Annotated in this window: 12 protein-coding genes; 10 read left to right on the top strand and 2 right to left on the bottom strand. The window is 70.8% G+C overall.

Annotation, left to right across the window (positions count from 1 at the left end):
• Position 1: 1 nt before the first annotated feature.
• The 3 genes from ACGFW6_RS38480 to ACGFW6_RS38490 all read left to right on the top strand — a co-directional run bounded on the left by ACGFW6_RS38480 (position 2) and on the right by ACGFW6_RS38490 (position 2,609).
• Positions 2-916: a class I SAM-dependent methyltransferase gene (locus ACGFW6_RS38480; RefSeq protein WP_393520822.1), complete on the top strand. Its 915-nt coding sequence runs from the start codon at positions 2-4 to the stop codon at positions 914-916.
• Between the two features lie 92 nt (positions 917-1,008).
• Complete coding sequence (locus tag ACGFW6_RS38485; RefSeq protein ID WP_393520824.1) at positions 1,009-1,710, top strand: SDR family oxidoreductase; 702 nt, start codon at positions 1,009-1,011, stop codon at positions 1,708-1,710.
• Positions 1,711-1,997: 287 nt separating this feature from the next.
• A complete protein-coding gene (locus ACGFW6_RS38490; RefSeq protein ID WP_393520826.1) occupies positions 1,998-2,609 on the top strand; it encodes a hypothetical protein in 612 nt (203 codons plus the stop codon).
• Between the two features lie 81 nt (positions 2,610-2,690).
• Here the strand turns inward: ACGFW6_RS38490 and ACGFW6_RS38495 are convergent, their stop codons facing one another.
• Positions 2,691-3,521 carry an aldo/keto reductase gene (locus ACGFW6_RS38495; RefSeq protein WP_393520828.1) on the bottom strand — a complete coding sequence of 277 codons (831 nt, stop codon included), beginning with the start codon at positions 3,519-3,521 and terminating at the stop codon, positions 2,691-2,693.
• Positions 3,522-3,833: 312 nt separating this feature from the next.
• Between ACGFW6_RS38495 and pqqA the strand changes: the two genes are divergently transcribed.
• From pqqA to ACGFW6_RS38530, 7 genes are all read left to right on the top strand, one after another.
• Entirely contained in the window at positions 3,834-3,983 is a 150-nt protein-coding gene (gene pqqA / locus ACGFW6_RS38500; protein ID WP_393520830.1) for a pyrroloquinoline quinone precursor peptide PqqA, read from the top strand.
• Between the two features lie 22 nt (positions 3,984-4,005).
• Positions 4,006-4,821 (top strand): pyrroloquinoline-quinone synthase PqqC, encoded by an 816-nt coding sequence (pqqC, locus tag ACGFW6_RS38505; RefSeq protein ID WP_393520832.1) that lies wholly within the window; start codon positions 4,006-4,008, stop codon positions 4,819-4,821.
• On the top strand, positions 4,818-5,072 hold the full coding sequence (gene pqqD, locus ACGFW6_RS38510; RefSeq protein ID WP_393520834.1) for a pyrroloquinoline quinone biosynthesis peptide chaperone PqqD: 255 nt from the start codon (positions 4,818-4,820) through the stop codon (positions 5,070-5,072). The genes pqqC and pqqD overlap by 4 nt, the downstream gene beginning before the upstream one ends.
• The gene (pqqE, locus tag ACGFW6_RS38515) at positions 5,069-6,154 is read left to right on the top strand and encodes a pyrroloquinoline quinone biosynthesis protein PqqE (RefSeq protein WP_393520836.1); all 1,086 of its coding nucleotides are present in this window, start codon (positions 5,069-5,071) and stop codon (positions 6,152-6,154) included. Before pqqD ends, pqqE begins: the two co-directional genes overlap by 4 nt.
• The gene (locus ACGFW6_RS38520) at positions 6,151-7,398 is read left to right on the top strand and encodes a glycoside hydrolase family 105 protein (RefSeq protein WP_393520838.1); all 1,248 of its coding nucleotides are present in this window, start codon (positions 6,151-6,153) and stop codon (positions 7,396-7,398) included. The genes pqqE and ACGFW6_RS38520 overlap by 4 nt, the downstream gene beginning before the upstream one ends.
• A gap of 4 nt (positions 7,399-7,402) precedes the next feature.
• Positions 7,403-8,188 (top strand): heparin lyase I family protein, encoded by a 786-nt coding sequence (locus ACGFW6_RS38525; protein WP_393520840.1) that lies wholly within the window; start codon positions 7,403-7,405, stop codon positions 8,186-8,188.
• Between the two features lie 97 nt (positions 8,189-8,285).
• Positions 8,286-10,355, top strand: a complete 2,070-nt coding sequence (locus ACGFW6_RS38530) for a PQQ-dependent sugar dehydrogenase (RefSeq protein ID WP_393520842.1) — start codon at positions 8,286-8,288, stop codon at positions 10,353-10,355.
• Positions 10,356-10,367: 12 nt separating this feature from the next.
• Here the strand turns inward: ACGFW6_RS38530 and ACGFW6_RS38535 are convergent, their stop codons facing one another.
• Complete coding sequence (locus ACGFW6_RS38535; RefSeq protein ID WP_393520844.1) at positions 10,368-12,194, bottom strand: AMP-dependent synthetase/ligase; 1,827 nt, start codon at positions 12,192-12,194, stop codon at positions 10,368-10,370.
• Positions 12,195-12,466 lie beyond the last annotated feature (272 nt).

A 12,466-nucleotide genomic window follows, 5' to 3' on the forward strand; every position in this document is an offset into this window, starting at 1 on the left:
CATGGCGCACGAGGACCACCCGCACCACCGGCACGAGCACGAGCACCCTCGACACCAGCACCACCACGACCACACCGACGTCGACTGGGCCGCGATGGGCCCGATGCTGGAGGCGCAGGCCGAGCTGTTCCTGCCCTTGTACGAGCACGCCATGGCCTGGCTCGGCAAGCGGCAGACCGAGCCGGGGCTGATCGTGGACGCGGGCAGCGGCCCCGGCGTGGTGTCCTGTCTGCTCGCCGACACCTTCCCCGGCGCCCGGATCGTCGCCGTCGACGGGTCCGAGCCGCTCCTGGAACGGGCCCAGGCTCGGGCGGAGCGCCTCGGTGTCGCCGACCGCTTCGGCACGCTGGCCGGTGAACTCCCCGCTGTGCTGGGGGAGTTGGATTATCCCGTCGATCTGCTGTGGGCGGGCCGCAGTCTGCACCACCTGGGCGACCAGCGGGCCGCCCTCGCCGCGTTCGCCGACCGGCTCGCCTCCGGCGGCACGCTGGCCCTCCAGGAGGGCGGCCTGCCGTCGCGTTTCCTGCCGCGCGACATCGGCTTCGGGCGGCCCGGACTCCAGGCGCGGCTCGACGTGCTGGAGACGGAGTGGTTCGCGCAGATGAGGGACGAACTGCCCGGCTCCGTCGCCGAGACCGAGGACTGGCCCGCGCTGATCGCCGCCGCGGGGCTGCGGCCCACCGGCACCCGCACCTTCCTCCTCGACCTGCCCGCCCCGACCACGGACCGCGCCCGTGCCTACGTCGCCGACATCCTCACCCGCACCCGTGACGGCGTCGGCGACCGCCTCGACGCCGACGACCGCGCGGCCCTCGACCGGCTGCTCGACCCGGACGACAAGGCGAGCGTGCACCACCGCCCCGATCTGTTCGTGCTGGCCGCGCAGACGGTGTACACGGCGGTGCGGACCAGCTGACACCGGGAACGCCGGCGGGCGGGGCTTGACTTCGAGAGCTCTCGAAGTGATGGACTCCCCGTCGTCCGAACCGAGACAGAGGGGGAAGCACCATGACCGACTCTCCGGTCGCGCTCATCACCGGCGGCGGCAGCGGCATCGGCGCCGCCGTCGCACGGCAGTTGCTGGACGCCGGGTACCGGGGCACCGTCACCGGCCGCGGTGCCGCGCGGCTGCGGGCCTTCGCCGAGGAACTCGGCGAACCGGACGGCCTGTTGACGATCGTGGGGAACGCCGCCGAGTACCCGGACGTACAGGCGGCGGTCGAGGCCACCCTGAAGGCGTTCGGGAGGCTGGACACGGTCGTCGCCAACGCCGGGTTCGCCACCCATGACAGTGTCGCCGAGGGCGACCCGGCGGGCTGGACCGAGATGGTGCTGACCAACGTCCTCGGCCCGGCGCTGCTCATCCGTGCCTCCATCGACGCCCTGAAGGAGACCCGCGGCCGGATCGTGCTGGTCGGCAGCGTGGCCGGCTTCGTGCCGGGGCCCGGCAACATCTACGGGGCGACGAAGTGGGCCGTGACCGGGCTCGCCGAGAACACCCGGCGGCAGGTCACCGACTGGGGCGTGGGCGTCACCCACATCGCCCCCGGCCGGGTGGAGACACCGTTCTGGGACAGCTACGGCAGCCTGCCGCCGGGGCATCTGCTGACGGCCGACCAGATCGCCGACTCGGTGGTGTGGGCCGTCCGGCAGCCCGACGGCGTGGACGTCAACACCGTCGTCGTACGGCCGATCGGACAGCCCAACTGACCTGCCTGACCGCTGAGTCGGCCGACTCGGTTGTCGGCCATGAACTCCTTCGCCAGCCGCTCGCCCAGCGAGACCGCCGCGCTGTGGTTCTCGATGGGCGAGACCCGGGAGTCTTTCTGTTAGGAAAGTTTCCTGACGGGGTCAACAAGGTGGCCCTCTTTGCGTGGCCGCGTCAAGACCCCGCGTACGACCTCGGGATTCCGGGGCTGATTGCGGCGGGATCGCCCCGGTAGAAGACTGGAGATGCCGAGTTTTTGGATGTGTGCCCCGGATTTTCGGGAGGTGCCATGTTCGTACGCGCCATCTACACGACCGGCGATCCCACGAAGATCGACACTGCCATCAGGGCGATGAACACCGAGGGGCGGGACCTGCTGGAGGACCGTCCGGGTTACCGCGGGGCGAGTGTCTTCGTGGACCGGACGCTCGGGAAACTGCTCGCCGCCAGCTGGTGGGAGTCGGAGCGGGCCCGGCACAACAGCGACGAAGTGCTGCGTGAGCGGCGCGCGGCGATGCTGGACCCGTTCGCGGGGACGCTGTCGGTCGACAACTACGAGGCGCTCGTCTTCCATCAGGCACGTCAGCCGCAGGCGGGCGGCGGACTGCGGCTGACCAGGCTGGAGTTCGACCCGATGGACACCGACCTGCTCGCCGACACGTTCCGGGCGACGGTGGTGCCCCGGCTGGAGACGCTGCCGGGGCTGGCCCGGGCGTCCCTGCTGGTCGACCGGGAGCGCGGCCGGGGCATGGTCGGGGCGATCTTCGTCGACCAGGTGTCCCTGGCGGCGTCCCGCGCGGGTCAGGCGGCGGCCCGGCACGAGGGTGCGGCCAAGGCCCACGTGACCGTGACCGGACTGGAGGAGTTCGAGGTCGTCTTCACCGATGTGCGGGGGGACTGACGCGCGGTACCGGTTCTCCACGCGCGTCCGCCCGCCGCTCGGGCTGCCGGGCGGCGGGCGGACGGTCGCGTGGGAGCGCTGTCAGTCGACGGTGGCCGGGTCGCTGCCGATCCGCCGGTCCTCGTTGAGCGCGCTGATCGCCGCGAGGTCCTCGTCGTCCAGGCTGAAGTCGAAGACCTCGATGTTCTCCTTGATCCGGGACGGCGTCACGGACTTCGGGATCACGATGTTGCCGATCTGGAGGTGCCAGCGCAGCACGATCTGGGCCGGGGTGCGGCCGTGCTTCTGTGCGATGGCGACGATCGCCGGGACCTCCAGCAGGCCCTTGCCCGAACCGAGCGGCGACCAGGCCTCGGTGGCGATGCCCTGCTCGGCGTGGAGCGCCCGGGAGGTGTGCTGCTGAAGGTGCGGGTGCAGCTCGATCTGGTTGACCGCCGGGACGACCGACGTCTCGCCGATCAGCCGCTCGAGGTGCTCCGGAAGGAAGTTGGAGACACCGATCGCGCGGATACGGCCGTCGGCGTGCAGCTTCTCGAACGCCTTGTAGGTGTCGACGTACTTGTCGCGCGACGGGGCCGGCCAGTGGATGAGGTAGAGGTCGACGTGGTCCAGGCCCAGCTTCGCCAGCGACGTGTCGAAGGCGCGCAGCGTGGAGTCGTAGCCCTGGTCGCGGTTCCAGAGCTTGGTGGTGACGAAGATGTCCTCGCGAGGGACGCCGGAGGCGGCGATGGCCCGGCCGGTGCCCTCCTCGTTGCCGTAGATCGCCGCTGTGTCGATGCTGCGGTACCCGGCCTCCAGCGCGGTGCCGACCGCCCGCGTGGCCTCGTCGTCCGGCACCTGCCAGACGCCGAAGCCCAGCTGGGGCATCTCGACGCCGTTGTTGAGGATGATCGGGGGGACCTTGCTGCTCACGAGCTCTTGATCCTTACGGTTGTCGTCAGGTGGTACTCATATCGTCAACGATCACGAGGCGTGATGCATTCCTGACGCCGGAATCCGTCCGGGAAGTCACGGCAACTGACCGGTGAGTCAGTGGGCGGCGGGGAGATTGGCCGGAAACGCATCCGACGTTATCGGTCCGGACCATTGACCGTGGCTCGTCATGCCGCGACTCTGTATCGCGCCACCGAACGTGTCGATGAACTCGGTGCATGCATGTGAACGGCAGCCGCCTGTCTGGGCTCTGAGACCCCCCCACTTCCTCAGGAAAGCAGGTATGCGCACATGGACGAGAAGCTGCTCCGTGCCCTCCCGGCCCTCCCGACGGAACAGATCATTCAGGAAACATCGGAGGAAACGGTCTGGCGTAGCCCCGGTTACGCCGTCGTGGACACCGCGCTCGAAGTGACCGCCTACGCCCTCGCCGACCGCTAGCCGGCCGCACCGCGAGAGCATCGTGACCGCGACGCGGGTGCACGCCGACGGCGCCGCAGCCCCCTGGACGACCACCGAGTTCACCGGGCGACTGCGCGCCGTCACCGCGGCCCGCTACCACGACCGTCACCCCTTCAACCTCCGGATGCACCAAGGCGAGTTGACCCCGGCCGAACTGCGCCGCTGGATCGCCAACCGCTTCCACTACCAGCGCCACATCCCCGTCAAGGACGCCCTGATCCTCGCCGGGCTCGAGCGGCCCGCCCTGCGCCGCGCCTGGCTGCGCCGCATCCGTGACCACGACGGCACGGCCGAGGGCGAGGGCGGCATCGAGCGCTGGCTGCGCCTCGGCGAGGCGGCCGGACTCGACCGGGGGGAGCTGTGGGACGCCTCCCGGGTACTGCCCGGGGTGCGTCTCGCGGTCGACGGATACGTCAACTTCTGCCGGCTGAGCCCCGTCGTCGAGGCCGTCGCCGCGTCCCTGACCGAGCTGTCCGCACCGGATCTGATGCGCACCCGCATCGCCGCCTTCGCGACCCACTACCCGTGGATCGACCCGGCCGGCCTCGCCTACTTCCGCACCCGGGTCGGCCAGGGCGCCCGGGACGGCGAGGAGGCCCTCGCCCTCGTGCTGGAACGGGCCCGCACCCGGGAGCAGCAGGAGCGGGCGGTGGCCGCGCTGGCCTACAAGTGCGACGTGCTGTGGGCGCTGCTGGACGCGGTGGACGCGGCCGGAGACGGAGATCGCGGCGGCGGGGCGGCCGCAGACGCAGAGCGCACGAGAGCGAGAGGCCGAGCGGCCGGAGGAGGTCGAGCGGCCGGGGGAGGGGGCCCATGACCTGGCGTCCCGTCCTCGCCCGCTCGGTCGTCCTCCGATACGACCGGGTGCGCGGCACCTACCTGTTGCTGCTGCCCGAGCGGGTGGTCGTGCTGCACGGCAACGCGGGCGGCGTGCTGCGGCTGTGCGACGGCAGCAGGGCGGTGGCCGACGTCGTCGCCGAACTGGTGGCACGGTTCCCCGGCGCCCCGGTCGCCGAGGAAGTCCCGGAATTCCTCCGGACGCTGCGGAAGGAGGGCTGGCTGCGATGACCGTCGAGGCACCGTGGGCCCTGCTCGCGGAACTCACCCACCGCTGCCCGTTGCGCTGCGGGTACTGCTCCAACCCCGTCGAACTGGTCGGTCGGTCAACAGAGCTGACCGCCGACGCATGGGCCGGAGTGTTCCGGCAGGCCGCTGACCTGGGCGTCGTACAGACCCATCTGTCGGGCGGCGAGCCCCTGCTGCGGCGGGACCTCGCGCAGATCGTCGCCGCCGCCGAGCGTGTGGGCCTCTACACCCAACTGGTCACCAGCGGCGTCGGACTGGGGGAGCGGCGGCTCGGCGAACTCGTCGAGGCGGGGCTGCGCAGCGTCCAGCTGTCCGTGCAGCACGCCGACCCGGACACCTCCGACCGCATCGCGGGCGCCCGCTCGTTCGCCGCGAAGGAGCGGGCCGCACGGCTGATCCGGGCCGCCGGGCTGCCGTTCGGCCTGAACATCGTCCTGCACCGCGCCAACATCGACGCCCTCGACGAGCTGATCGCCCTGGGAACGGCCTGGGGCGCCGACCGGATCGAGCTCGCCCACACCCAGTTCCACGGCTGGGCCCTGCGCAACCGTGCCGCCCTGCTGCCTACCCGGGACCAGGTCGACCGCGCCCGCGCCACGCTCGCCAGGTGGCGTGAACGCCCGGACGCCACACCGGAGTTGATCTGGGTCACTCCCGACTACGTCGACGGTGTCGCGAAACCCTGCATGGGCGGCTGGGGCGCCCTCTCGCTCACCGTCGCCCCGGACGGCACGGTCCTGCCGTGCCCGGCCGCGGCAGCCCTCCCCGGCCTCGACCCGCCCGACGTGAGGACCCGTCAACTCGCCTGGATCTGGGAGGAGTCGAAAGCGTTCAACGCCTACCGCGGCGACTCCTGGATGCGCGAACCCTGCCGGGGCTGCGCCCTGAGCACCACCGACCACGGCGGCTGCCGCTGCCAGGCGTACGCCCTCACCGGCGATGCCACCCGCACCGACCCCGCCTGCCGGCTCTCGCCCGACCACGCCCTGGTGAGGGACCTGGTCGACAGCGCCCGCCCGCCGGCCGGGATCCCTGTCCACGTCTACCGCGAAGGAGCACCATGAGACGCCTGCGCGCGCTGCTGACGGCGACCGTGCTCGCCGCAGCGACCCTCACCGCCGTGCCCGCCGTGCCTGCCGTGCCTGCCGTGCCTGCCGTGCCTGCCGTGCCTGCCGTGCCCGCCGTCTCCGCCGGCGCGGCCGAGCCGGCACCGCCCGCGACCGCCCGCACGGCCGCCGTCGCCACGGTGGTGGACTGGTCGATCGCCATGGTCGACTCCACCACGGCCCGCTACACACCGACGACCATCGGCGGCTGGTCGTACCCGGTCGGCCTCTACCTCTACGGCCAGTACCTGGTCTTCCGCCGCACCCACGACCCGCGGTACCTGGCGTACGTCAAGAGCTACGTCGACCGGTTCGTGACCGCGGACGGCTCCATGAGCCGGAGCTTCGACAACCTCGACAGCATGCAGGCCGGACGGCTGCTGACGATCCTGCACCACGAGACCGGCGAGGACCGCTACCGCATCGCGGCGAGGAAGATCCGCGACCGCCTCGACACCTACCCGCGCACCAAGGACGGCGGCTTCTGGCACGCCGACACCCCCAGCCGCGCGCACCAGCTGTGGGCCGACGGTGTCTACATGGTCACCCCGTTCCTGGTGGAGTACGGCAAGGAGTTCCACGACTCCGCGTACGCGAACGACGAGGCGGCGAAGCAGCTCCAGCTGTACGGCAGTCATCTCCAGGTCGCGGGCGGCCTGCTCCGGCACGCCTACGACGCGTCGCGCGCCGCCGTCTGGTCCGACCCGGCCACCGGTCTCGCCCCCGAGCACTGGTGCCGTGCGGTGGGCTGGTACTCGATGGCGATGGTGAACGTCCTGGACGCCGTCCCGTCCGGTCACCCGCGCCGCCCGGCGCTGCTGCGCATCCTGCGCCGGCTCGCCGCCGGCCTGGAGCGCCACCAGGACCCGGCCACCGGACGCTGGTTCCAGGTGATCGACAAGGGTGACCGTGCCGACAACTGGACCGAGACCTCCTGCTCCAGCATGTTCACCTACGCGCTCTCGCGCGGTGCCCGGCAGGGCTACCTCGACCGGCGCTACACGGCCGTCGCCGAACGCGGCTACCGGGGCGTCCTCGCGAAGGTCTCGCTCGGTGCCGACGGCCGCACCGACCTCACCGACATCTCCGTGGGCACCAACGTCGGCGACTACGCCTACTACGCCGCCCGCACCCGGGCCACCAACGACCTCCACGGCCTCGGAGCCTTCCTGATCATGAACGAACAGCTGAGGAGTGATTAGTGTCATGAACACATCCAGAAGGGTGTTGCTGGGCGCCGCACTCGGCGGGGTGGCCTCGGCCGCCGTCGGACTGCCGGCCGCGCAGCCCGCACGGGCCGCGTCCTGGCAGCTGAAGTGGTCCCCGTCCGCGAGCGACGGACTCGGCGCCTTCGAGACGATCGAGGACGACCGAGCGGACTCCCATCCCGGCGGACAGCCCCACATCTACGCCACCGGCAGCAACTGGCGCTTCAACATGCACCTGGCCGACCGGGACACCTCGACCGACCGCCAGCGCCAGGAGGTCACCGGACTGCGCACCTCCGCCAGCAGCTATCTGAAGTGGACCCAGGGCCAGACCTGGCGGATCACCTACTCGATGTACATCCCGAGCTCGCTGAAGGCGACCACCAGCTTCACGCACATCATGCAGATGAAGCAGCCGGGCACCGGCTCCTCGCCGATCGTCGTGCAGTCGCTGCGCCGGGTGAACGGGACGCAGACCATCGAGCTGAAGCTCTTCGACAGCGACACCCTCGTCGGGCGTACGGACCTCGCGCCGCTGCACGACAAGTGGACCGACGTCGACTTCCAGATCAAGGTCGGCAACGGCTCGGCGGGCTCGGTCCGCTGGATCCTCAAGAGCGGCGGCGCCACCGTGATCGACAAGTCGAAGACGGGCGTCGACACCTTCCTGGCCGACCGGGTGCGCCCCAAGTGGGGCATCTACCGTTCCCTCGGAGACACCTCCGGCTCGCTCCAGGACTGCCACCTGCTGCTCAGCAACCTCCGCGGCTACCAACTCGTGTGAGCCGAAAGCCCGTTGAGACCTGCCCCGCAGCCCCGCCCGGTCTCCTCGCGGCTCTCGGCCCCTCCGCACGACATCCCCCACCTGGAGGTGGACCTCCATGCATGTCATCCCCACCAGACGCCGCACCCACCGGGGCGTGCTCGCCGCCGCGCTGGGCGGCCTGCTGCTCTCCCTCCTCACCGCCTCCCCACCGTCCGGCGCCGCGGCCGCCGCCGCGAGTGACCACCAGGCCGAGACCGCGACCGTCTCGCAGGGCACGGTGGCCACGAACCACGGCGGATACACGGGCTCGGGCTTCGTCGACTACACGAACGTGACCGGTTCCTACGTCGAGTTCACCGTGAGCGCGGACGCGGCGGGCGGCGCCTCGCTGGCTTTCCGCTACGCCAACGGCACCGGCGCCGACCGGCCCATGGACATCTCGGTCGGAGGCAAGGTCGTCGCGCCGAACGTCTCCTTCCCGCCCACCGCGAACTGGGCCACCTGGGCCACGAAGACGATCAGCGCCGGCCTCACCGCGGGCAGCAACAAGGTCCGGGCCACCGCGACCACCTCGGCCGGGGGCCCCAACCTCGACAAGCTGACGGTGGACGCGGCGGCCGACACCGGGGCCCCGACCCGCCCCGGCACGCCGGAATGCTCCGCCGTCACCGAGAACGCCCTCACCCTGACCTGGGGCGCCTCAACGGACGACGTGGCGGTGACGGCGTACGACATCTACGAGCACGGCAACAAGATCGACGAAGCCCCGGGAAGCAGCACGGCCGAGAACCTCACCGGGCTCACTCCGGCCACCACCTACAACCTCACGGTCATCGCCCGCGACGCCGCCGGCAACGCCTCCCCTGCTTCCCCGGCCGTCGACTGCACGACCGCGCCCAGCTCCGACACCAGCCCGCCGACCGGGCCCGGCACCCTGTCGTACACCGACGTCACCGCGAACAGCGCCAAACTGAGCTGGGGCGCCGCCACGGACGACAAGGCCGTCACCGCGTACGACATCCGCAGCGGCTCCACCGTCTACCAGACCGTCACCGGTACGCCGCCCGCCACCTCGGGCACCGTCACCGGGCTGGCCTGCAACAGCCCCTACAACCTGAACGTCGTGGCCCGGGACGCCGCCGGGAACACCTCCCCGCAGAGCAACACGGTCACCTTCACCACCCGGGCCTGCGCCACGGACGGCGGTGTCCCGTCGTCCATCGGCACCGTGTCGTCCGGCTGGAGCATTCCCTGGGGCACGTACTGGATGCCCGACGGCACCAGCGCCCTGGTCACCGAACGCGACAGCTTCAAGGTGCTCAAACTGACCAAGGACGGCACGAAGACGCAGGTCGGCAGCGTGCCGAACGCGGTCACCACCGACGGCGAGGGCGGCCTGCTCGGCGTGGCCGTCGACCCCGGCTGGGCCACCAACCACCGCGTGTACTTCATGCACACGGCCTCCGAGGGCAACCGCATCGTGCGCATGACCTACGACGGCAGCTCACTGAGCGGCTACACCGTCCTGCTCCAGGGCATCAAGAAGAACCGCTACCACAACGGCGGCCGCCTCGCCTTCGGCCCGGACGGCCTGCTCTACGCCTCCACCGGCGACGCCCAGACCTCGTCACTCGCCCAGGACAGGAACTCCCTCAACGGCAAGATCCTGCGCCTGACGACCGAGGGGAAGGCGGCCCCCGGCAACCCCTTCGGCAGCTACGTCTACTCCCTCGGCCACCGCAACCCCCAGGGCCTGGCCTTCGACCGGAACGGCCGCCTGTGGGAGGCGGAGTTCGGCAACAGCTCCTTCGACGAGCTCAACCTCATCAAGCCGGGCGCCAACTACGGCTGGCCGACCTGCGAAGGCACCTGCTCGGTCGCCGGCATGACCAACCCCAGGAAGACCTGGCGGGTCTCCGAGGCTTCCCCGAGCGGTATCGCCATCGTCCGCAACGTCATCTACATGGCGGCCCTGCGCGGCGAACGCCTGTGGCGCGTCCCGATCGAGGGCGACACCGAGAACGTCGGCCCGGCCACCGCCTACTACGTGGGCACCTACGGCAGGCTGCGCACGGTCACCAAGGTGCCCGGCGCCGACCAGCTGTGGCTGTCCACGACCAACAGCGACAACAACGGGGGTGAGCCGGACGGGGCGGACAAGATCTTCCGCGTGAGCATCGGCTGACCCGGCCCGCGCTCACGCCTGGTACAGCGCCTCCACCTCGCCCGAGTACGCGTTCTCGATCGCCTTGCGCTTCAGCTTCAGCGACGGCGTGAGCAGTCCGTGCTCCTCGGTGAACGGCTGGGCCAGGATACGGAAGGTGCGGATCGACTCGGCCTGCGAGACCAGGGTGTTGGCGGCGACGACCGCACGCCGCACCTCGGTCTCCAGGTCGGCGTCGCGCACCAACTGGGCCGGGGTCATCTGCGGCTTGTCCCGCATCATCAGCCAGTGCTCCACGGCCTCCTGGTCGAGCGTGACCAGGGCCGCGATGTACGGGCGGTCGTTGCCGACGACGATGCACTGGGAGACCAGCGGATGGTCCCGGACGCGTTCCTCCAGCACCCCGGGCGAGACGCTCTTGCCGCCGGAGGTCACCAGGATCTCCTTCTTGCGGCCCGTGATGGTGAGATAGCCGTCCTCGTCGAGGGAGCCCAGGTCACCGGTGGCCAGCCAGCCGTCGTGCAGGGACTCGTCGGTGGCCTTCTGGTTGTTGAGGTACCCCTGGAAAACGTTGCCGCCGTGCAGCCAGATCTCGCCGTCGTCCGCGATGTGCACGGTCATGCCGGGAATGGGCCGGCCGACGGTGCCGTACCGGGTGCGCTCGGGTGGGTTCGCGGTCGCGGCGGCCGTGGACTCGGTCAGGCCGTAGCCCTCGTAGATGTGCACGCCCGCGCCCGCGAAGAACAGCCCGAGGCGCCGGTCCATCGCCGAGCCGCCGGACATCGCGTGCCGGATCCGGCCGCCCATCGCCGCCCGCATCTTGGAGTACACGAGCTTGTCGAACAGCTGGTGCTGCATCCGCAGCCCCGCCGACGGGCCGGGCCCGATGCCCCACGCCTTGGCCTCCATCGCGTCCGCGTACCGCACGGCCACCTCGACGGCCTTCTCGAAGGGACCGGACCTGCCCTCCTTCTCGGCCTTGCGGCGGGCGGCGTTGAAGACCTTCTCGAAGATGTACGGCACGGCGAGGAAGAAGGTCGGCTTGAACGCGGCGAGGTCCGGCAGCAGCGCTGCGGCGTTCATCTGCGGCTGGTGCCCGAAGCGGACCCGGCCGCGGATCGCGGCGACCTGCACCATCCGCCCGAAGACGTGCGCGAGCGGCAGGAACAGCAGGGTCGCCGCCTCGTCGCCCTTCTTGGAGTGGAACACCGGCTCCCACCGCTCGATCACGGTGTCCGCCTCGTACATGAAGTTGCCGTGCGAGATGACACAGCCCTTGGGGCGCCCCGTGGTGCCCGAGGTGTAGATGACCGTGGCGGTCGAGTCCGGCGTGACCGCCTGCCGGTGGCGGTGGACCACGTCGTCGTCGAGGTGCGCGCCGGCGTCGTACAGCTCCTGCACGGCGCCCGCGTCCAGCTGCCACAGCTGGTGCAGCCGCGGCAGCCGGTCGATGACGGTCGCGATGGTCATCGCGTGGTCCTCGTGCTCCACGATCGCCGCCGAGCACTCGGCGTCGTACAGCATCCAGAAGCACTGCTCGGCCGAGGAGGTCGGATAGATCGGCACCACCTGCGCGCCGATCGTCCACAGCGCGAAGTCGAAGAGCGTCCACTCGTAGCGCGTGCGGGACATGATCGCGACGCGGTCGCCGAACCGGATGCCCCGGGCCAGCAGGCCCTTGGCCAGGGCCAGGACCTCGTCACGGAACTCGGCGGCGGTGACGTCCCGCCACTGGTCGTCCTCGTCCTTGCGGCCCAGGACCACATACAACGGGTCCTCCTGGGCATGCTCGAAGACGACGTCGGCCAGGCCGCCCACCGGCGGTGCCAACGCCAACGGAGGGTTGGTGAACTCGCGCAAACCCCGCTCCCCGCTCCGAATGCCTCGGCTGAAAAGCTCCGCTCAGCGCCGTGAAAGCTACCCCACCCGCCGAGAGGGCGGGAGGGGGTGGAAAGCCGAGCGGTGCTCAGGTACGCACAGGTCAGCGCAGGAAAATGCGCTCACATGGGGAAGGGTCGGACAGAAAACTGACGGTTGAGTAAGTTTCGGGCCCGTAATCTCCACCGAATCTGTACGACCCGATTACCGGGCAAGGGCCCTGTCGATCATGTCATCCCCTGCGTACGGGCGTC

This window comes from Streptomyces sp. Y7 (genome assembly GCF_043195415.1).
Lineage (GTDB): Bacteria > Actinomycetota > Actinomycetes > Streptomycetales > Streptomycetaceae > Streptomyces.

Coding starts and splice junctions, on each gene's coding strand:
- ACGFW6_RS38530 (WP_393520842.1), top strand. CDS start 8,286: ATGCATGTCATCCCCACCAGACGCCGCACCCACCGGGGCGTGCTCGCC.
- pqqD (WP_393520834.1), top strand. CDS start 4,818: ATGACCTGGCGTCCCGTCCTCGCCCGCTCGGTCGTCCTCCGATACGAC.
- pqqA (WP_393520830.1), top strand. CDS start 3,834: ATGGACGAGAAGCTGCTCCGTGCCCTCCCGGCCCTCCCGACGGAACAG.
- pqqE (WP_393520836.1), top strand. CDS start 5,069: ATGACCGTCGAGGCACCGTGGGCCCTGCTCGCGGAACTCACCCACCGC.
- ACGFW6_RS38480 (WP_393520822.1), top strand. CDS start 2: ATGGCGCACGAGGACCACCCGCACCACCGGCACGAGCACGAGCACCCT.
- ACGFW6_RS38525 (WP_393520840.1), top strand. CDS start 7,403: ATGAACACATCCAGAAGGGTGTTGCTGGGCGCCGCACTCGGCGGGGTG.
- ACGFW6_RS38520 (WP_393520838.1), top strand. CDS start 6,151: ATGAGACGCCTGCGCGCGCTGCTGACGGCGACCGTGCTCGCCGCAGCG.
- ACGFW6_RS38485 (WP_393520824.1), top strand. CDS start 1,009: ATGACCGACTCTCCGGTCGCGCTCATCACCGGCGGCGGCAGCGGCATC.
- ACGFW6_RS38490 (WP_393520826.1), top strand. CDS start 1,998: ATGTTCGTACGCGCCATCTACACGACCGGCGATCCCACGAAGATCGAC.